18 protein-coding genes are annotated in these 18,667 nt (G+C 67.6%); 6 read left to right on the forward strand and 12 right to left on the reverse strand.

Going from position 1 to position 18,667, the window contains the following annotated elements; genetic code table 11:
* Position 1: 1 nt before the first annotated feature.
* Together H7J89_RS01730 and H7J89_RS01735 are read right to left on the reverse strand one after the other, a co-directional pair.
* On the reverse strand, positions 2-772 hold the full coding sequence (locus H7J89_RS01730) for a DUF6065 family protein (RefSeq protein WP_264035841.1): 771 nt from the start codon (positions 770-772) through the stop codon (positions 2-4).
* Between the two features lie 131 nt (positions 773-903).
* Complete coding sequence (locus H7J89_RS01735; protein ID WP_264035843.1) at positions 904-1,422, reverse strand: phenolic acid decarboxylase; 519 nt, start codon at positions 1,420-1,422, stop codon at positions 904-906.
* Positions 1,423-1,593: 171 nt separating this feature from the next.
* On the opposite strand from H7J89_RS01735, the gene H7J89_RS01740 reads away from it, so the two are divergent.
* Positions 1,594-2,580 carry a GGDEF domain-containing protein gene (locus H7J89_RS01740; protein ID WP_264035845.1) on the forward strand — a complete coding sequence of 329 codons (987 nt, stop codon included), beginning with the start codon at positions 1,594-1,596 and terminating at the stop codon, positions 2,578-2,580.
* A 33-nt stretch (positions 2,581-2,613) separates the two neighbouring features.
* Here H7J89_RS01740 and H7J89_RS01745 read toward each other — a convergent pair whose 3' ends face one another.
* From H7J89_RS01745 to H7J89_RS01760, 4 genes are read right to left on the reverse strand one after another with little or no spacing between them, the layout of a single operon-like run.
* Positions 2,614-4,494, reverse strand: a complete 1,881-nt coding sequence (locus H7J89_RS01745) for a lysophospholipid acyltransferase (protein WP_264035847.1) — start codon at positions 4,492-4,494, stop codon at positions 2,614-2,616.
* On the reverse strand, positions 4,491-6,317 hold the full coding sequence (gene fadD11, locus H7J89_RS01750; protein ID WP_264035850.1) for a fatty acid--CoA ligase FadD11: 1,827 nt from the start codon (positions 6,315-6,317) through the stop codon (positions 4,491-4,493). The genes H7J89_RS01745 and fadD11 overlap by 4 nt, the downstream gene beginning before the upstream one ends.
* Positions 6,318-6,377: 60 nt before the next feature.
* Positions 6,378-6,857 carry a VOC family protein gene (locus H7J89_RS01755; RefSeq protein WP_264035852.1) on the reverse strand — a complete coding sequence of 160 codons (480 nt, stop codon included), beginning with the start codon at positions 6,855-6,857 and terminating at the stop codon, positions 6,378-6,380.
* A 14-nt stretch (positions 6,858-6,871) separates the two neighbouring features.
* Entirely contained in the window at positions 6,872-7,261 is a 390-nt protein-coding gene (locus H7J89_RS01760; protein WP_264035854.1) for a helix-turn-helix domain-containing protein, read from the reverse strand.
* Positions 7,262-7,314: 53 nt separating this feature from the next.
* Between H7J89_RS01760 and H7J89_RS01765 the strand changes: the two genes are divergently transcribed.
* Positions 7,315-7,761 carry a PPOX class F420-dependent oxidoreductase gene (locus H7J89_RS01765; protein ID WP_264035855.1) on the forward strand — a complete coding sequence of 149 codons (447 nt, stop codon included), beginning with the start codon at positions 7,315-7,317 and terminating at the stop codon, positions 7,759-7,761.
* A complete protein-coding gene (locus H7J89_RS01770) occupies positions 7,758-8,687 on the forward strand; it encodes an MBL fold metallo-hydrolase (protein WP_264035857.1) in 930 nt (309 codons plus the stop codon). The genes H7J89_RS01765 and H7J89_RS01770 overlap by 4 nt, the downstream gene beginning before the upstream one ends.
* A 96-nt stretch (positions 8,688-8,783) precedes the next feature.
* Here the strand turns inward: H7J89_RS01770 and dnaE are convergent, their stop codons facing one another.
* The 4 genes from dnaE to H7J89_RS01790 all read right to left on the reverse strand — a co-directional run bounded on the left by dnaE (position 8,784) and on the right by H7J89_RS01790 (position 14,877).
* The gene (dnaE, locus tag H7J89_RS01775; RefSeq protein WP_264035858.1) at positions 8,784-12,317 is read right to left on the reverse strand and encodes a DNA polymerase III subunit alpha; all 3,534 of its coding nucleotides are present in this window, start codon (positions 12,315-12,317) and stop codon (positions 8,784-8,786) included.
* Positions 12,318-12,394: 77 nt separating this feature from the next.
* On the reverse strand, positions 12,395-12,826 hold the full coding sequence (locus tag H7J89_RS01780; RefSeq protein WP_264035859.1) for a type II toxin-antitoxin system Rv0910 family toxin: 432 nt from the start codon (positions 12,824-12,826) through the stop codon (positions 12,395-12,397).
* Positions 12,827-13,028: 202 nt separating this feature from the next.
* A complete protein-coding gene (locus H7J89_RS01785) occupies positions 13,029-13,832 on the reverse strand; it encodes an SDR family NAD(P)-dependent oxidoreductase (RefSeq protein WP_264035862.1) in 804 nt (267 codons plus the stop codon).
* 4 nt (positions 13,833-13,836) lie between these two features.
* A complete protein-coding gene (locus H7J89_RS01790; protein ID WP_264035864.1) occupies positions 13,837-14,877 on the reverse strand; it encodes an SDR family NAD(P)-dependent oxidoreductase in 1,041 nt (346 codons plus the stop codon).
* 285 nt (positions 14,878-15,162) lie between these two features.
* On the opposite strand from H7J89_RS01790, the gene H7J89_RS01795 reads away from it, so the two are divergent.
* The 3 genes from H7J89_RS01795 to H7J89_RS01805 all read left to right on the forward strand — a co-directional run bounded on the left by H7J89_RS01795 (position 15,163) and on the right by H7J89_RS01805 (position 17,054).
* On the forward strand, positions 15,163-15,567 hold the full coding sequence (locus H7J89_RS01795; protein ID WP_264035866.1) for a group I truncated hemoglobin: 405 nt from the start codon (positions 15,163-15,165) through the stop codon (positions 15,565-15,567).
* A gap of 74 nt (positions 15,568-15,641) precedes the next feature.
* Positions 15,642-16,274, forward strand: a complete 633-nt coding sequence (locus H7J89_RS01800) for a lysozyme inhibitor LprI family protein (RefSeq protein ID WP_264035867.1) — start codon at positions 15,642-15,644, stop codon at positions 16,272-16,274.
* Positions 16,275-16,295: 21 nt separating this feature from the next.
* Positions 16,296-17,054 carry a class I SAM-dependent methyltransferase gene (locus tag H7J89_RS01805; protein WP_264035869.1) on the forward strand — a complete coding sequence of 253 codons (759 nt, stop codon included), beginning with the start codon at positions 16,296-16,298 and terminating at the stop codon, positions 17,052-17,054.
* A gap of 53 nt (positions 17,055-17,107) precedes the next feature.
* Here H7J89_RS01805 and H7J89_RS01810 read toward each other — a convergent pair whose 3' ends face one another.
* Entirely contained in the window at positions 17,108-18,034 is a 927-nt protein-coding gene (locus H7J89_RS01810) for an RluA family pseudouridine synthase (protein WP_264035872.1), read from the reverse strand.
* Positions 18,027-18,614 carry a signal peptidase II gene (gene lspA, locus H7J89_RS01815; RefSeq protein WP_264035874.1) on the reverse strand — a complete coding sequence of 196 codons (588 nt, stop codon included), beginning with the start codon at positions 18,612-18,614 and terminating at the stop codon, positions 18,027-18,029. Before lspA ends, H7J89_RS01810 begins: the two co-directional genes overlap by 8 nt.
* Positions 18,615-18,667 lie beyond the last annotated feature (53 nt).

Below are 18,667 nucleotides of genomic sequence, written 5' to 3' on the forward strand. Positions count from 1 at the left end.
CCTACCGCGTGTCGACGAATGGGCGCAGGTGGATGCGCGTCTGGTGATCGGGGGCCCCGGCCTCGCCGTCGGAATGCTTGCCGCGCGTGTAGTCGCCTTGCCACGGCACCTTTTCACCGAGGGCGGTGTTGGTCGCGGCCTGCGCCTGCCCCAGCTCGTTGCGTGAACGCAGAAAGAACTCGTGCTTGCGGCGCACTTCCTCGTCGGAGTCGATCGGCCTGATCTCCGGGGCGAACCCTTCCAGCTCGGCCCGGCGCTGCGGGACGATCATGCAGATCGGTTCGTCGACCTCGAAGCGCACCGGCATCATCTTGCGGGTGATCTGCCAGCTCATGCTGAAACTCGATGTGGCCCAGTCTGTTTCGACTATCCCCTCCAGCGGGGACACGGCGTCCTTCGGGTAGTTCGCCGGCCCGCGGACCAACAGGTTGTAGCCGGGCGGGGTGCGAAAGAGCATCGGCAGATGCCAGGTCAGGATGCCGTGACCGAAATGACTGAACGGCAGGAGCTGCCGGGGGTCGCGCCGGTCCGGGGCGATGATCACGCCCAAGCTGTCGTCCCCGCCCATCCACGTCGCGGTGAAGGCGCATGGGTTGCGCAGCTCCCAGCCACTTTGGTTGGCGATCAACATCGGCAGGCAACGGTTCGGCCAACCGTTGCGCATCTGCGACATCCACGGCCGGCTGATGGGGGCCGGTGTGATCGGCGGCGCGTTGTCCTGCGTGGTGAACGCGATCAGTGGGCGGGTCTGCCCGCCGGGCTTGTCACTCATCGATTCCTCGATTCGGTGGGTGGCGCAGTCCTTCTACCCAGTGTGACCCCTGCGCGCAGACTCAAGCGTGTGGGTAGGTTCTTGAAGTCCACACCCGAACACCCCGCCGCGAATGTGGCGTCGCCACCAGGTCAGTTACTCCGGTCGGCCCAGCCCGGCGGGAGCCGGCCGGGAGCCACGTCGATCACCGATTCGTCGTCGGCACCCACACGCTCGAACAGGGTGATGTAGGCGAATTCGGGCACCGTGAAGATCGGGTAGGTCGGTCCCTCGTCGCGATAGGCGCGCATCTCCTCAAGGTGCTCGTTCTGGAAACACACCGTGCGCTCGCCGTGCTGGCGGATCCACTGGGGAAAGAAGATCACGCCATGGATCCGCCGTTTGCCGGGCATCACGTTGACGGCCACCGACGTGCCCGTGGGCTCGGTCCACGAGATCTTGTAACTGTCGTCGTCGAGCTGCACCAGGTCGACCTCTTGGTCCTTGACCCACCGTCCGCCGACATGACCGGAATGGATGCGATAGTCGATGGTCCGGTCGTTCTTGACATACATCTCGTAGCGCCAGCCATTGGCATACGTGTAGATGAACCGGTATCCGACGATCCCCGACAAGTCCTGCGGCGGTATGGGATTGTCGACGGTGGTCATAGTGAGATCGGCTCCCGATTCCGGCGGTGATCAGTAGCATACGGCGAAGGCTTGGGTGAGGGGCGTCGCGGAATGCACTGGATGCGCGTGTGGTGGCGTCAGCCCGACCACTACGACTGGTTCTCCGACTACCTCGGTGCGCGCGGATTGAAGCCATTCATCCGTTACTTGATGGTCGGCATCCTGTCCATCCTGGCCGCGGCGACATTGCTGATGCTGAACAGCCCCTCGGGTATGCAGACCCCCGTGCGGCGTGGCCTCGCGGCGGTGTTCATCGCCTGCCTGGCAGGCATGGTGCTGGTGTGGGTGCGACGCTGGCCCGGGCGCGTTGAATCACAAGTGTTTTCGGTGGTGGGCACCATCGGTATCGCCGCCATGTGCGTCACTCAGGCCGACCCGCGCAGCGGGATGCTGGCGTGCGCGGCATTCGGTGGCCTCGCGGGCTACGTCGCGTTTTGTCACTCCGCCCGCCTGCTGGTTTTCACACTCGGCACCGCCTTCGGTGCGGCGGCGGTATGTGCCGCGCGGATCGCCGAGTCCGGTGACGCGGCAATGGCGGCGGCCAACATGCTGTTGCTCAGTTCGGGAATTCTGGCGGTGCCCTTCTGTGGGCAGGTACTCGTGCACTGGCTGTCGGTGGATGCCCTCAAATCCTCGACCGATCCGCTTACCGGCTTACGCAACCGCAGGGGCTTTTATCGAGCGGCGTCGAGAATGTCACCCGCCGACCGTGCCTCGCCGTGCCTCAGTGTCTTGATGATCGATCTCGACAGCTTCAAGCGTGTGAATGACACCTACGGTCACGCGACCGGGGACCGCATCTTGGTGGCCGTAGCGGACAACCTGCGGCGCCTAGGCAACGATCGAACGATCATCGCCCGAGTGGGCGGAGAGGAATTCCTGGTCGCCCGGACGATCGGAGCTCGGGAGGCCCTTCGGATGGCCGAGGCCGTGCGCCTGGCCATCGCCGCCACATCTTGGGGCGTGACGGCCAGCGTGGGTGTCAGCAGCTTCCGGCTGCCTGCCGAAAGCGACACTCTCGACCGGCAGGTGATCGAACGCCTGGTGCACGCGGCCGATCTCGCGATGTACGAGGCGAAACGTGCTGGCGGGAACCAAGTTCGGCATGCCGACATCCCGGTACCGCCCATGCGCTGAGGCCAACAGCACCGGCCGGAGCGGGAACGCCGCCTACCGCGCCCCGGCCAGGCTCGCGATTGTGTTGACCCGCCGGACGGCGGTGGCGATCTCGTCGGCGAACTCGCGCCGCCGCCGCGCGATATCCAGGTCCTCGAAGCCGTCCACCAGCTCGCGGTGCCGGGCCAGCCGCAGCGCGGTCTTGAACAGCTCCATCGACCTCGACTCGGCGCTAGCCATCCTGCGCTGCAATTCCCATTGCTTGCCGACCTCGAGGCACTCGGCGAGAAATGCATTCTCGTCGAATGATTCATCCTCGTAGGCGGCCAACCGGTCGGCGACGATGTGGTAGGCGTCCAGGAACGGGCGCAACACCAGGTGCGCCAACAGCAGGTCGGCCTTTTCCAGTAGCCCGCGTACATCGGCCGCGCTGGCGGCCTTGCTCGTGTCTTCCACCCGCCCGAGCAGGCGCACTTCGTCGGCGAGCTCCTTCTCGAATTGCGCGCGCGCGGAGAACAGGAACTCGAACTTCAGCAACTCGCGCAGGGCCAGCGCCTCGTCTCGTACGCGCGTCGGCTGCACCAGCCCGTCCACCGAGCTCTCGGCGTCTTCGATGGCCGCCAGCAACGCCGTCTCGGCGATCGCGCGATCGACCACGATGTGAATGGCCGTGTTGCGGTAAAACGCGGCAACCAGGTGCTGGTCCGCCCCGATGCCCCAAACCGGTTCGGTGCCGGCGTCATACACGCTGACCACCCCCGAGGCGACGAGCTGATGCAGCGTCCAGCGGATGGTCGAGCGATTCGTCAGGTCGGCGGCGCCGGCCACCGTCCAGTTCCGCGCCGCGATGTAGCTCGCCAGCGGCCGCACGGTGGCCAGCACCTCGCTGATGGACAACGAGCGGTCGGCGCCCAGCAGCGCGAGGCTCACCACCGCGGTGGGGGTCACTGGGGTGGCGCGGTTGATCCGGTGCTCGACGTCCAGCGCGATGCGTTCGATCTCGGTGCCCGTTCCGGACTCCTCGGCGCGCAGCTCCTCGAGGCGCTTGCGCAGCGGCAGCGGCTCGCCGAAGTCCAGATACGCGCGGCCGAGCCGCTCACCTTGCTGCCGCGCCAGCCGAATCAGGAAACGGAAGTCCTCGGGCCGCTTGGTGGCACCGTACGCCTCGGTGGTCATGGCCTCGACCTCGTGCAGCTGGTCGTACACGATCGAAGTGGGCACCAAATACACCTCGGGGCCGTCGATTTCGTCGACGGCGTCGCTGATGTAGCGAAGGATCCCGTACACCGGGGGACGCAGCTTGCCGGTCCGGGTGCGGCCGCCTTCGATCGACCAGGTGAGGTTGGCGTGGTTCTGCACCAGCTGGGCCGCGTAGGCGCGCAACACGAACCGGTACACGGGAATGTCTTTGGTCTGGCGCCGGATGAAGATCGTGCCGGTGCGCTTGGCCCAGGCGCCCATCGGGAAGAAGTTCAGGTTCGCGCCGCCGAAGGTGAGCGCGGGCGAGAGCCGGTTGGCCTGAATCACTTCCGGCAGCAGCAGGCCGTCCAGATAGGAGCGATGCGAAAAGGCAAACGCCAGCGTCGCTTTGCGATCCAGTTTGCGCAGCTGCGCGATCTGGTCCTCGTCGACCAGCACGTCGTAGGCGCGCATCAGCCAGCAACTGAAGCTGCGCCAGGCCCGCACCGCCCGCTCGTCCAGCGAGGGCGCCATCTCCCGCAGGTAGCCCGCGGCCTCGGCGCGCACCCCATCCCGGTCGCGCCCGAGCTCCTCGGCCAGTTTGCCCAGCCGCTCGTCGTACCACGGTGCCGCCATCAGCTCAACGACTTCGTCGGGGTCGGTCGGCAACGGCTGTGCCGACTCGTCAACGATTCCGGTGCGCTGCAGCAACTTTCGTACCCCGGAGCGACCGATCTCGCGTGGCCCCCCGCTCATGCCGGCTGCACCGTTGCGGCCGCCGACGGCTCGTGCACCTCCGGGTGCAGTTCGGGCGCGTAGAGTTCCTCGATCTCGCTCGCGTACTTGGCCATGATCGGCTTGCGTTTGAGTTTCATGGTCAGCGTGATCTCGTCTCCCCCGGGCTCCCAGAGCTCGGGCAGTATCCGGAAACGCTTGATCTGTTCCACCCGGGACAGTTTGGCGTTGCCCTCGGCTACCCCCGCGGCGATCCGGGAGATGACCTCCGGATGGTTCGCCAGGGCCGCGGGCGAGGCGTCGGCCAGGCCGTGCTGAGCCGCGTACGGCCCGACCGATTCGGCGTCGAAGACCATCAGCGCGGCGTTGAACGGCCGCCCGTCACCGATCGTGATCATCACGCCGACCATCGGACACGCGGCCAGCACGGTGTTCTCAATGTTGGCCGGCGACATGTTCTTTCCGGCAGCATTGATGATCAACTCCTTCTTGCGGTCGATGATCCTCAGGTAGCCCTGGTCGTCGACGTCGATGATGTCGCCGGTATGCAGCCAGCCGTCGGCGTCGATGGCCTCCGCGGTCTTGGCGGGTTCCTTGCGGTAGCCCTTCATCACGAGCGGACCGCGCACCAGATATTCGCCGTCGTCGGCGATCTTGCCCTCGAGCCCGGGCAGCAACTTGCCGACGGTGCCCAGGCGCGCGTCGCGCGGATGGCTGACGGCGGCGACGCAGCTCAGCTCCGACATCCCCCAGACCTCGGCGATGGGGATGCCGATGCCCAGGAAGAACGCCAGCGTCTCCTTCGGGATCGGAGCAGCGCCTGAGACGGCCCATCGGAGTTCGCCGAAGCCAAGCCGTTCGCGCAGCTTTGACAGCACCAACTCGTCGGCCTGCGCCCATTCGGCGGCCAGCTCGTCCGGCATCGGCTCGCCGGCCACCAGCGCGGCGGCGCGCTTGCCGGCCACCGACATCGCCCACTGCAAGGCTTGACGCTTGACCTCGTCCGTCTCGTTGCTGACGGCGAATTCGATTCCGGCCTTGAGCTTTTCCCACACGCGCGGCACCCCACCCCACACCGTGGGCCGCACGTCGGGCAGGGCGGCGGCGATGGCGCGGATATCGGAGACGACCGTGACCTGGGCGCCGAATACTTCCAGGCCGTAGAGACCCATCACCCGGTCGGCGATGTGCGCCGTCGGCAGATACGACGTGACCCGGTCACCGAACTGGGACGGGAGGACGGCATCGAGGGCATGCGCCTCGAACAGCAGATGGGCGTGGGTCATCTCCACACCCTTGGGGTTTCCGGTGGTCCCGGAGGTGTAGATGAGCGTGACGACGTCGTCGGGTCGCACCGCCCGCCAGGTCGCCTCGAAGTCGAAATCCGGTTGGGCGGCGGCGTATAGGTCGTCCACCGAAATGGTGCCGGGCGGCGAACCGTCGATGCAGACGATGTGCTCGATGGGCGCGCCGCTGGCGCGGATGCGGTCCACGTACTGCTCCTCGCAGATCGCGACCTTTGTGCCGGCATTGTCGAACAGGTAGGTCAGCTGCTCTGCGGGCAGCGTGTTGTACACCGAAAACGAAGTGGCGCCGAGGTGTTGGGCGCCGATCTCGAATGGATAGAACTCGACGCGATTGGCCATCATCAGCGACACCGTGTCGCCCCGCCCGACTCCCAGGCCGGCCAGGCCGGCGGTGACCTTCCGTACCTGCGCGGCGAGCTCGTTCCACGTCATCGTCTGGGTGTCGCCGGGCGTGCGGAGCGCGACGGCGTCCGGATCGATAGACGCGCTGCGCTGGAATGCCTCGCACAGGGTGACCGGGCGCTCGGCTGTCGTCATGGGTGTCCTCTCAGCTCTGCCTTCGTGAGCGTACGTCCGTGATCGGGGACGCGGAACGGATCATGCTGGATCCGGGCGCCAGAGCTGCACCGTGCTCGATATGCCGGCGGGCAACTCCAGCAGTTCGATGGGGGTGCCGTCGGGGTCGTAGATGAAGAACATCCGCACGCCGCCGATGTCGACGGGCGGCTCGGCCCGGACGTCGGGATGTTCGCGCCGGACCGCGTCGAAGGTGGCGTCGAGGTCGTCGACCCGGAACGAGATGTTGGTGTAGCCCAGGTGCGGTCCGCTCGGGCAGTCGGGGACCGCGCCCAGCGACAGCAGCTCGACCATCGCGGCACCGATCAGCCCGCCGACCATGCGCCCGCGTTGCGCGGCCCCTCCGGTCACCGAATCAAGGCCGGCCCCGTCGAGTTCGACGTCGAACACGACGTCCATGCCCAGCACCGCGGTGTAGAACGCCAGCGACGCCTCGATGTCGGAGACGCCGATGCACACGTGAGAAAAGTTCTGCACGGCGATGGTGTGCGGCTGACTCATGGGAGCTCCTTTGCTCAGGCGGGCAACGCGGTATGAATTCCACAGGTACACGAGTCAATTGAGGGACATGTGCAGCGCATGCCCCACTCGATGACCGCCCGGGCCTGGGCCAGCGACTCCATCTGGGCATCGATTTCGGCGAGCTTGGCCTCGGCCAGGGCGCGGCTGGCCGGCCGCCCCGGGGCGTCGTCGGCGAACAGCAGCTGGATCTCCTCCAGCGCGAAGCCGGCCGATTTGCAGAGCCGGATCACCTCGAGCCGGGCCAGCACCGAATCGTCGTAGCGGCGTTGCCCGCCCAGCCGCCCAGGCGGTGGCACCAGGCCGATCTGTTCGTAGTACCGCAGCGTGGTCGCCGCGACCCCGGCCTGGCGCGCCACCTCGCCGATCGTCAGCCGTGGACTCATCGGCCCTCCTCGACGCTTGACTTAGAGCCAACTCTAAGTCGTTGACTGTTGTCATGCACACACATTCACTGAACGGACTGGGCGCGGCACGCTACGCGCTGCTCCGATCGTTTCGCCGCGACGGATCGCCCGTCGACACCCCGATCTGGTTCGGGCTGGACGGCGACGCGCTGGTCTTCCGCACCAAGATCGGGCCGAAGACACGACGGCTGACCACGCGCCGCGACGTCGAACTGACCGCGTGCGACCATCGCGGCCGGGTCCGTCCGGGCGCGAAGACGCTGGCGGGCCGCGCCACCATCCTGTCGGGCGACGACGCCGAGCGGGCCAACCGCGTCCTGCACCAACGGTATGGCTGGCAGTGGAACATCGTGCCGCTGATCAAGGTCCCGGGCGTCACCAACGTTCACCAGGACCTGTGCGTGCGGGAGAAGCTGAGCCGCGCGCGTGACCGTGGCGTGTGGCCCGACAGTGTCATCGTCCGGGTGGACGTGCCATGACGCACGATCCCGTCCGCTCCCCCAGCCTGCGCCAATGCTGCTCCGCCGCAACGGGATTGGTCTGGGGCGCGGTGCGTCCCAGACGGCCCGACCAGAGGTTCCTGCGCAGCATCGCCGACGCGGGACTGCCCGAGCCCCGGCGCACCGTCACGGTGACCGCGCTGCCCCAGGTGCCGCGCTCGGTGCCGACCGCGGCGATCGTCGAGGGCACCTTCACCCCGGGGCGCGTCGGGAACTCGATGACCTCGTTCATCGTCAGCCACCCCGACGCCACCTTCATCGTCGACCCGGCCGTGTGCCGCGACGTCGAGCGGCGGGCGATCGCCCAACTACCCGCGGTGCTGCGTGTGGCGGTCCGCCCGCCCGCCGACACCGTTCCCACGGTCACGGCCCTCACCCGGCTACCGGAGCCGCCGGCGTTGGACTTCGCCTTGCCGACCCACGCGCACTGGGATCACGTGTCGGGCCTGCTGGATCTGCCGGACCTCCCCGTTCACCTGCACCGCATCGAGCGGGACTGGGTCGGGTCCGGTGCGAAAGCGCCGGTCGGCGGCGTCCGCGATTCGCTGCGCGGCCGGCCCGTCGTCGACTACGAGCTGGACGGCCCGCCGGTGCTGACCTTCGCCCGAAGCCACGACCTGCTCGGGGACCAGTCAATCCTCCTGGTCGACCTGCCCGGCCACACCCCGGGCAGCGTCGGGGTGCTCGCCCACACCGGGCGGGGGTGGATCCTGATCGCCGGCGACGCGGCCTGGCACTGGCTGCAGATCGAAAAGGTCCGCCAAAAGTCGAGCTATCCCGGCGTTTTGGTGGACGAGGATCGCGACGAAGCCTTCCGGACGCTGCAGCGGCTGCACCTGGCGCGCCATGCCGTGACGATCATTCCCACCCACGACCACCAGGCGGCGCTGGGATTGACCGGCTAGGCATGCCGCGAGCGTGAAGTTGGTTTCACGTTCGGGCGCGGCTGTGAAACGAACTTCACGTTCGGCTTCGAGAAGGGGTGAGGCCCATGCCGCGGGCTAGCTGCCCAGGCACCCCGGGCCGAGCAGCTCCTTGAGGTCCCCCATCAGCGCGGGCGACGGCGTGACCCGCAGCGAGGCGTCCAGCTCGAGGGTGGTGATCCGGTCACCGCTGATGAGCCGCAGATGCACCTGGGAGGTGCCGGGGTGGCGCGCCAGCACCTGTTTGAGCGCGCTGACCTTGTCGACGGTGCACTGCCGGGTGGGCAGGCTGACTGCGATCGGCCGGTTCGGCTGGGCGTTGGAAAAGTCCGGCACCACAAGCTCATTGGCGATCAGGCTGATGCGATCGTCGCGGATGGCCACCTTGGCGTTGATCAGCACCACCGCGTCGTCGGCGATGTCGGCGCCATAGGTGGAGTACGCGTGCGGGAAGAACATCACCTCGATGCCGCCGGTGAGGTCCTCCAGTTGGGCTGAAGCCCAAGGCATTCCGTTTTTGTTGACCCGCCGGTTCACCGACGCCAGGATGCCGCCCACCCGTACCTGGCTCTCATTGGCGACGTCACCGTCGAGGATGGCCGGGATCTGGGTGTCCACCTGGGCGGCCAGCAGGTGCGCCACGCCGTTGAGCGGATGCCCCGACACGTACAAGCCGAGCATCTCCCGCTCCAGGGCCAGCTTGTGTTTGTCTTCCCACTCGTCTTCGGGCACCTTGATGGTGAACACCGCCTCGGTGCAACCGTCATCCCCGCCGAACAGGTCGAATTGCCCCATCGCCTCGGCCTTTTTGGTGCCCAGCACCGAATCGACGGCGTCGGTGTGCACCAGGAAGAGGCCCTTGCGGGCATGGCTCAGCGAGTCGAACGCGCCCGCCTTGATCAGCGACTCGGTGACCTTCTTGTTGCAGGCCGAGATGTCGATCTTGTTCAGGTAGTCGGAGAAGTCGGTGAACTTGCCCTTCTCGTTGCGGGTCTTGATCAGCGAGCCCACCACGTTGGCGCCGACGTTGCGCACCGCGCCCAGCCCGAACCGGATGTCCTGCCCCACCGAGGCGAAGTTCACCAGGGACTCGTTGACGTCCGGCGGCAGAACGGTGATGCCGAGTTTGCGACAGTCGGCAAGGTAGACCGCGGCCTTGTCCTTGTCGTCGCCCACCGAGGTCAACAAGCCGGCCATGTATTCGGCCGGGTAGTTGGCCTTCAGGTAGGCGGTCCAGTAGGAGACCAGGCCGTAGCCGGCCGCGTGCGACTTGTTGAATGCATAGCCGGCGAACGGAAGGATGGTGTCCCACAACGCCTTCACCGCTTTTTCGGAGAAGCCGTTGGCGGTCATGCCTTCGCAGAAGCCCTTGTACTCGGCCTCCAGCACCTCGAGCTTCTTCTTGCCCATCGCCTTGCGCAGCGCGTCGGCCTTGCCCATCGTGTAGGAGGCGACCTTCTGGGCGATGAACATGATCTGCTCTTGGTAGACGATCAGACCGTAAGTCTCCGAGAGGATTTCGCGCAGCGGCTCCTCGAGCTCGGGGTGAATCGGCTTGATCGCCTGCCGGTTGTTCTTGCGGTCGGCGTAGTCGTTGTGGGCGTTCATGCCCATCGGGCCGGGGCGGTACAGCGCCAGCACGGCGACGATGTCGTTGAACTCGGTTGGTTGCATGCGGCGCAGCAGGTCGCGCATCGGGCCGCCGTCGAGCTGGAACACCCCCAGGGTGTCGCCGCGGCCCAGCAGTTCGTAGGTGGGCTTGTCGTCCAGCGGCACCGATTCCAGGTCGAGGTCGATTCCCCTGTTGGCCTTGATGTTTTCCAGCGCGTCGCCGATGATCGTCAGGTTGCGCAGGCCCAGGAAGTCCATCTTCAGCAGGCCGATGGCCTCACACGACGGGTAGTCCCAGCCGGTGATGATGGCGCCGTCCTGCGGCCGCTTCCACAGCGGGATGGCCTCGGTGAGCGGCTCGCTGCTCATGATCACGGCGCAGGCGTGCACGCCGGCGTTGCGGATCAGCCCCTCCAGTCCGCGCGCTGTCTGATAGATGGTGCGGACGTCGGGATCGGTCTCGATCAGGCCGCGCACCTCGGCGGCCTCCTTGTACCGCTCGTGCGCCGGATCGGTGATACCCGACAGCGGGATGTCCTTGGCCATGATCGGCGGCGGCAACGCCTTGGTGATCCGGTCGGCGATGGCGAAGCCGGGCTGGCCGTAGTGGATCCGCGCCGAATCTTTCAGTGCCGCTTTGGTTTTAATAGTACCGAAGGTGATGACCTGGGCGACGCGGTCCTGGCCCCACTTGTCGGCGGCGTAGCGCACCATCTCGCCGCGACGACGGTCGTCGAAGTCGATGTCGATGTCGGGCGCCGACGGACGCTCGGGGTTGAGGAACCGCTCGAACAGCAGGCCGTGCGGGATCGGGTCGATGTTGGTGATGCCCAGCGCGTAGGCCACCAGCGAGCCCGCCGCCGAACCGCGCCCGGGCCCCACCCGGATGTCGACCGACCGCGCGTAGTTGATCAGGTCGGCGACGATCAGGAAGTAGGACGGGAAGCCCTTGTCGCAGATGACCTTGATCTCGTACTCGGCCCGGTCGATGTAGTCCTGGCCGACGCCGGATCCGAAACGTCGCCGCAGTCCCGCCATCACCTCGTGGTGCAGCCAGGTCGCCTGGTCGTGCCCCTCGGGCACCGGGAAGATCGGCATCCGGTCGCGCGGTGCCCACACGTCGTCGTAGGACTGCACCCGCTCGGCGATCAACAGCGTCGAGTCGCACGCGCCGGGAATCTGGTCGTCCCAGAGCTGGCGCATCTCGGCGGCCGACTTCAGGTAGTAGCCGTCGCCGTCGAATTTGAACCGGTTCGGATCCGAGAGGGTCTTCCCGGTCTGCACGCACAACAGCGCCTCGTGGTTGTGGGCGGCGTCGCGGGTGACGTAGTGACAGTCGTTGGTGGCCAGCGGCGGGATGCCCAGCTTGCGGCCGATCTCGAGCAAGCCCTCGCGGACCCGCTGCTCGATGGACAGCCCGTGGTCCATCAGCTCGAGGAAGTAGTTGTCCGCGCCGAAGATCTCGCGCCACCTGGCGGCCGACTCCAGCGCCTCGCGGTCCTGTCCCAGCCGCAGACGCGTCTGCACCTCCCCCGACGGGCAGCCGGTGGTGGCGATGATGCCCTCGGCGTGTTCGGCAATGATCTCGGCGTCCATCCGCGACCACTTGCCGAGCTGGCCCTCGAAGGAGGCCAACGACGACAGCTTGAACAGGTTGCGCAGCCCGGTGGCGTTTTCGGCCACCATCGTCAGGTGCGTGTAGGAACCGCTGCCCGAGACGTCGTCGGACTTCTGGCCCGGGTCACCCCACAGGATGCGCCGGGTATCGAAGCGCGAGCCCGGCGCGATGTACGCCTCGACCCCGATGATCGGCTTGATCCCCGCCTTGGTCGCCGCGTTGTAGAACTCGCTGGCGCCGAACATGTTTCCGTGGTCGGTCATCCCGACCGCGGGCATCTGCAGCCGCTCCACCTCGGCCAGCATCGGCGAGATCTTCGCGGCCCCATCCAGCATCGAGTACTCGGTGTGGTTATGCAGGTGCACGAAGGAGGAGTGGTTCATAGGGACGCCAGTCTATGACTGCGCACCGACGGGTTTCGGGCGTGTCGCGAAGTGTGTCTCGCGTTTCTTGGACCCGATTATCCGTACAGCTCGACGAAGTTCTTCAACGACTTCTGCACGTCCCCCTTGACGGCCCGCGCCGCCGCCGAACCGACCGGGCCGAACAACGCGCGCCCGCCCAGCTCAAGGCGCAGACCGAGCGTCGATCCTCCCGAGACGGCCTGCACGCTGAGCGTGACGGCGTACTTGGCGCCGCCCTTGCCGGACCCCGACAGCGCGACCTGATGCGGCGGATCCCAGGTGGTCACCGTCCACGTCACCCGGTTGCGGAAGCCCTTCGCCCGGGCCACGCCCACCACCTGGACGCCCTCGCCGAGCTCCTCGGGCAGATCGCTGCGCCAGCCCTCGTGCATGACCAGCCAGTCGCCCAGGTCCGACAGGTCGGAGACGCGGTCCCACATCTCCTGCGGGGTCATCGGCATATCGGCGGTCAGGTCAACAGCGGCCATCAGCGGAGCCTAGCGCGGCCACTTCGTCACATCCGCCACTTTCGCCCCTGAACGGAGGGATGCTGCTTCGTGCCCGCCTCCTAGCGACAATACGAGACACCATGCGCAGTAGCCGATTTTGTCGCTGCGAGGCGGGCACATCGTCGATCGCCCGGCGCAGCGACGGAAGTGACGGCTGTGACGGGGCGACCGCGACGCAAGCTCAGCGGTCGGGTCCCCCGCGGAAGCGGTTGCCGATCCGGATCCCGGGCAGCAGCAGGCTACGCGGCACGAACCGGCCGCCGGTGCTGACGACCTTGGGTACGACGCCGGGCACCACGGTGCGCCTGCCGGCCAGCATCCCGCCGATCGCCGCCTCGGCGACGTCGTGCGGCGAGACCTGCGCGATGGAAATGCTGAACCGCTCGGCGTTGGCGATCTCGGCCCACTCGGTCGGGACGGGCCCCGGGCACAGACACGTGACCGACACCCCCGTCCCGTGCAACTCCTCGTGCACGGCTTCGGAGAAGGTCTGCACGAAGGCCTTGGTGGCCGAGTAGACCGCCATGTAGGGCACCGGCTGAAAACCGGCGATCGACGCGATGTTCATCACCGCGCCGGCGCCGCGCTGGACCATGCCGGGCAGGGCGGCGTGGGTGAGTTCCATCAACGCCAGCGCGTTGAGGGTGACCTCCTCGCTTTCGCGTTCGAGCGGCAGCTCGTGAAAGACCCCGCTGGTGCCGAACCCGGCGCTGTTGCACAGGCCGGCGATCGGCTCGGCGCGCAGCCGGTCCGCCAGCTTCCCGCGGCCCTTCGGATCGCCGAGGTCCAACGGCAGCACCTCGACGGCCACCGAGTACTCCTGGCCCACCTCGTTGGCGAGTTCGTCGAGGCGTTCCCGGCGCCGCGCGACCAGCAGCAGCGGGAAGCCGCGGCGGGCCAGCCCGCGGGCAAGTTCGGCGCCGATGCCGGACGAGGCGCCGGTGATCACGACGGTGGTCTCGATGTCGGGCTTCGGAAGGCTCATGATGTCACCAATGTATCCCGCGAGTCGCCCGCACAAACGTCTCGCTGCGCTTATCGAATTGCGTTGAATCGCTTGGCGATTCGTCACCCTTGGCGGCGTGGGAGTCGCCGAACATGGCGAACGCCCGGTTGCGCACGCGGTCCATCACCGCCGGGTTCACCGCGTCGGCGACGGCCGCGAATTGTCCGAACGGCGAGCTGGCCCGGCGGGGCCGGTGCACGATGGCGTCCGCGATCACCCCGGCCGCCTGATCCGGCGTCAGCGCCGGGAACTTGTCGTAGAGCGTGGTCGGGCTGATCATCGGGGTGCGCACCAGGGCCATGTGCACGGTGGTGAACTTCACGCCGTCATCCACGGTCTCGGCCTGCAGCGAGTCGCACAAGCTGTCCAGCGCGGACTTGCTCGCGATGTAGGCGCCGAACCGCGGCGCGCGGGTCTGCACGCCGACCGAGGAGACGTTGATGATGTGCCCGAACCCCCGCTCCCGCATCCCGGGGATGAATTTGAGGATGAGCTGGACCGCGCCCAGGTAGTTCAGTTGCATGGTGCGCTGATAGTCGTGGATGCGGTCGTAGGACAGCTCCAGCGATCGCCGGATCGACCGCCCCGCGTTGTTGATCAGGATGTCGACCCCCCCGAGGTCCTTGAGCACCTGATCGGCCATCTCGGCGATCGCGTCCATGTCGGACAGGTCGCACGGGTAGACGTGGGCGGTGCCACCGTCGCCTTCGATTTCGGAGGCGACCTTCTCCAGGTTCTCGCGGGTGCGCGCGACCAGCACCACCACGCCGCCGGCTTCCGCGATCCTCTTCGCGGCGGCCTCGCCGATGCCCGACGATCCCCCGGTGATCAGGACGGTCTTGTCCTTGACGGCCTCGTCGAGCGTGCGGCCCTGTACCGCATCGAGCAGATTCCTCAGATAGAAGGGGCGGTAACGACCCGCGGAGTTCGGGGTGTTGACGATGTGGGACACCGCCGCGATCGGCTTCTCCACCAAGTTCGCGAGCGGCTTTTCGACAAGATTCGTTAAGTCACCCAGATTCATCGGCTTCGGCTCCTGATGATGTCGGCCCCCCGACCGCAGCTGGCCTGCCCGTTGACCATGAGCTCCTTGCGGGGCGGTGTGAACGATGTGACGTGAGTCATTAAGCCAACCTAGGACATCAGGCCGGTGGCTCGATGCACATTGCCGGCATGCAACGCGGGCAGCGCGTCTCACGCCGCGGCCCACACGACCGTCAAAAGCGGGCAATCCGCTTGTTACGCAAAGACATCCGCGCGTGATCGCGAACTAACTGGTGGGCAACGCCGAAATGTTCCAATCGGACTTATGAAAATTCTGGCACGCTTCCGCAAACCACAGCCGATCGTCTACGACCGAATCGGCGGGCACGAGGCGATCGAAGTCGTGGTCGAGGACTTCTACGTCCGTGTGCTTGCCGATGACCAACTTTCCGGCTTCTTCACCGGAGCCAACATGAACCGCCTCAAGGGCAAGCAGGTCGAGTTCTTCGCCGCCGCCCTCGGCGGGCCCGAGCCCTACACCGGGGCCCCGATGAAGCAAGTGCACCAGGGTCGCGGCATCACGATGCACCACTTCAACCTGGTGGCCGGGCATCTGTCCGACGCGCTCGCCGCGGCCGGGGTCCCACCCGAAACGGTGACCGAGATCATCGGCGCCGTCGCGCCGCTGGCTCCCGAGATCGCGACGGACGGCAACAAGGCCACCGTCTGACCGCTCCGCCGAGATTGCCGGCGATCTCGGCGTGTCGCGCCCGGGGTGCGGCCCGCAACCGGTAGTCAGCAGGTATGCGACTGCTCGCCGTCATCGTTGCGGTCCTGATGCTGGGCGCTTGCGGTGCGCACACGACGCCGCCGTCGGCCGGCACCACCACTGGAACGATCACCACCACCACTGCCCCGCCGACCGCGGCGGCGCTCGACTGCGCCAAACCCGCCAACGCGGCCCAGCAGCAGGTGTGCGCCGATCCGCAGCTGACCGACCTCGACCACCGTCTGCAGGCCGCCTACCAACAGGCCCTCGCCCGGCCCGGCGCGGACCAGGGCGCGCTGACGTCCGCGCAGAACGGCTGGGCGACCACACGCGACGGTTGCTCGCAGAACCCCGAGGCGCGCACCTGCCTGGTCGAGGCGTATCAGACCCGGCTGGTCCAGTTGGCCATCGCGGACCCCGGGACCCTGAGCCCGCCCGTGGTCACCTACCAGTGCCCCGCCGATGCCGGGCCGTTGACCGCGCAGTTCTACAACGAATTCGACCCGCCCGCGGCGGTGCTCAACTGGAAGGGCAACCAGGAGATCATCTTCCTCGAGCCGTCCGGCAGCGGCGCCCGATACGGCCGGCAGGGCTCGGAGTATTGGGAGCACCAGGGCGAGGTCAAGCTCGAGTTGAACGGCACCAAATTCGTCTGCCGCGCGCCGTGAGCGCTGCCTAGCATGCTCGGCATGGGACGCACATTCGACGACCTCGTCGCGGAGGCGGACGCGGCCCCCGTCGACGGCTGGGACTTCTCCTGGCTGGACGGGCGCGCCACCGAAGAACGCCCGTCGTGGGGTTACCAGCGTCAGATGAGCCAACGGCTGGGGAGCGTGTCGGCCGCGTGCGACATCGACACCGGGGGCGGCGAAGTGCTCGCCGGTGCCGAGAGGTTTCCGCCCACGATGGCCGCGACGGAGTCGTGGCCGCCCAACGCGGCCCTGGCCACCCAACGCCTGCATCCCCGCGGCGTGGTGGTCGTGGTGACCGGGGGCGAGCCGCGGTTGCCGTTCGCCGACGCGGCTTTCGACTTGGTGACCAGCCGCCACCCCATCGCCGTGCGGTGGCCCGAGATCGCCCGGGTGCTGCGGCCGGGCGGCACCTACTTCGCCCAGCAGATCGGGCCGGCGACGATGGCCGAACTCGTCGAATACTTCATCGGGCCGCAGCCGGAGAAATGGGCCGAGTTACACCCCGACGTCCAGGACGCCGAGGCCCGGGCCGCCGGCATGGACGTCGTCGACATGCGGATGGAACGGATGCGGGCCGAGTTCTTCGACATCGGCGCCGTTATCTACTTCCTGCGCAAGGTGATCTGGACGGTGCCGGACTTCACGGTCGGCGCCTACCGGGAGCGGCTGCGTGAACTGCACGAGCGCATCGAGGCCGACGGGCCCTTCGTCGCGCACTCCACGCGGCTGCTCGTCGAGGCGCGCAAGCCCGGCTGAGTGATCGCAAGCGCGGCGAAGCCGGGCGCAGCGGGTCACGACCATCAGACTGATCAGCCCTCGGCGCGCAGCACGTCCAGCGCGTGCTGCAGATCGGCCGGGTAGGGGCTGACGATCTCCATCCGCCTGCCGTCGGCCGGATGAGCGAACGAGAGCGACCGGGCGTGCAGCCATTGCCGTTCCAGCCCAAGCCTTTTCGCGAGTTTCGGATCGGCCCCGTAGACCAGGTCGCCGCAGCAGGGGTGGTGCAGCGCGGAGAAGTGCACCCGGATCTGGTGCGTGCGGCCGGTTTCCAGGTGCACGTCGAGCAGGCTGGCCGCGTGAAAGGCTTCGATGGTGTCGTAATGGGTGAGGCTGTGCCGGCCGTCCTTGGTGACGGCGAACTTCCACTCGCCGCCGCGGTGCCGACCGATCGGCGCGTCGATCGTCCCGCTCGACGGGTCCGGATGCCCCTGCACCAGCGCGTGATAACGCTTGTCGACCGTGCGCTGTTTGAACGCCCGCTTGAGCACCGTGTAGGCGCGCTCCGACAGCGCCACCACCATCACCCCGGAGGTTCCGACGTCGAGGCGATGCACGATGCCCTGCCGCTCGGGTACGCCGGACGTGGTGATCCGGTAGCCGGCGGCGGCCAGCCCGCCGAGCACCGTGGGCCCCGTCCACCCGACCGACGCATGCGCGGCCACCGCCGCCGGTTTGTCGACCGCGACGATGTCGTCGTCGGAATACAGGATCGTCATGCCCTCGATGTCGACGGGCGTGTTCTCCACCGGCGCCGGGGCTTCGGGCAGGCGCACCTGCAGCCACGCACCGCCCGTCAGCCGGTCGGATTTGCCGGCCTGCACACCGTCCAGTTCCACCCCGCCGTCTTCGGCCAGGGCGGCCGCGGCGCTACGGGACAGCCCCAGCAGGCGCGCCAGACCCGCATCCACCCGCATGCCCGCCAGCCCCTCGGGCACGGGCATGGAGCGGTCAGTCATTGGCGCTGGTCGGCCTGCGCCTGCCCACGGTGTCGAAGTCGTACCCGAAGATCGACAGCACCACCAGCAGGATGGCGCCGCCCACCACCGAGGGGTCGGCGACGTTGAACACCGGCCACCAGCCGACCGACAGGAAGTCCACGACATGGCCGCGCAGCGGCCCGGGCGCCCGGAAGAAACGATCCACCAGGTTGCCCATGGCGCCGCCCAGGATCATCCCCAGCCCGACCGCCCACCACGGCGACACCAGCCGGCGTCCCATCCAGAAGATCCCGACCACCACGCCGGTGGCGATCAGCGTCAGCACCCAGGTGTATCCCGTCGCCATCGAGAACGCGGCGCCGGAATTGCGCACCAACGTCCAGGTCACCGTGTCGCCGATGATGGGCACCGGCTGGCCGGGGGGCAGCAGCTTGACCGCGATCACTTTGGTGACGATGTCCAGGGCCAAGACGATCGCCGCGACCGACAGCAGCAGGCGCAGCCGCCTCGGCGGCCGCTTCGGGTCGGTCGCGGCGGCGTCCTCGGCCTCGTCGGTCGAGGTCACGGGCTCAGTGGATCCGGTGGGTTCCTCGGGCACTCTCACATCATCCCCCAATGCGGACGCGGGCTGGCCGATGTTCGCGGTCGGCG

This window comes from Mycobacterium paraffinicum (assembly GCF_025822865.1).
GTDB classification, from domain to species: Bacteria; Actinomycetota; Actinomycetes; order Mycobacteriales; family Mycobacteriaceae; genus Mycobacterium; species Mycobacterium paraffinicum.

Bases quoted from the DNA above. Each gene is read 5' to 3' on its own strand.
- H7J89_RS01785 (WP_264035862.1), bottom strand. From the start codon at position 13,832: ATGAGCCTTCCGAAGCCCGACATCGAGACCACCGTCGTGATCACCGGC.
- H7J89_RS01810 (WP_264035872.1), bottom strand. From the start codon at position 18,034: ATGACTGACCGCTCCATGCCCGTGCCCGAGGGGCTGGCGGGCATGCGG.
- H7J89_RS01780 (WP_264035859.1), bottom strand. From the start codon at position 12,826: ATGGCCGCTGTTGACCTGACCGCCGATATGCCGATGACCCCGCAGGAG.
- H7J89_RS01745 (WP_264035847.1), bottom strand. From the start codon at position 4,494: ATGAGCGGGGGGCCACGCGAGATCGGTCGCTCCGGGGTACGAAAGTTG.
- H7J89_RS01790 (WP_264035864.1), bottom strand. From the start codon at position 14,877: ATGAATCTGGGTGACTTAACGAATCTTGTCGAAAAGCCGCTCGCGAAC.
- H7J89_RS01805 (WP_264035869.1), top strand. From the start codon at position 16,296: ATGGGACGCACATTCGACGACCTCGTCGCGGAGGCGGACGCGGCCCCC.
- fadD11 (WP_264035850.1), bottom strand. From the start codon at position 6,317: ATGACGACAGCCGAGCGCCCGGTCACCCTGTGCGAGGCATTCCAGCGC.
- H7J89_RS01735 (WP_264035843.1), bottom strand. From the start codon at position 1,422: ATGACCACCGTCGACAATCCCATACCGCCGCAGGACTTGTCGGGGATC.
- H7J89_RS01755 (WP_264035852.1), bottom strand. From the start codon at position 6,857: ATGAGTCAGCCGCACACCATCGCCGTGCAGAACTTTTCTCACGTGTGC.
- H7J89_RS01730 (WP_264035841.1), bottom strand. From the start codon at position 772: ATGAGTGACAAGCCCGGCGGGCAGACCCGCCCACTGATCGCGTTCACC.
- H7J89_RS01770 (WP_264035857.1), top strand. From the start codon at position 7,758: ATGACGCACGATCCCGTCCGCTCCCCCAGCCTGCGCCAATGCTGCTCC.
- H7J89_RS01795 (WP_264035866.1), top strand. From the start codon at position 15,163: ATGAAAATTCTGGCACGCTTCCGCAAACCACAGCCGATCGTCTACGAC.
- dnaE (WP_264035858.1), bottom strand. From the start codon at position 12,317: ATGAACCACTCCTCCTTCGTGCACCTGCATAACCACACCGAGTACTCG.
- H7J89_RS01760 (WP_264035854.1), bottom strand. From the start codon at position 7,261: ATGAGTCCACGGCTGACGATCGGCGAGGTGGCGCGCCAGGCCGGGGTC.
- H7J89_RS01800 (WP_264035867.1), top strand. From the start codon at position 15,642: ATGCGACTGCTCGCCGTCATCGTTGCGGTCCTGATGCTGGGCGCTTGC.
- H7J89_RS01765 (WP_264035855.1), top strand. From the start codon at position 7,315: ATGCACACACATTCACTGAACGGACTGGGCGCGGCACGCTACGCGCTG.
- H7J89_RS01740 (WP_264035845.1), top strand. From the start codon at position 1,594: ATGGTCGGCATCCTGTCCATCCTGGCCGCGGCGACATTGCTGATGCTG.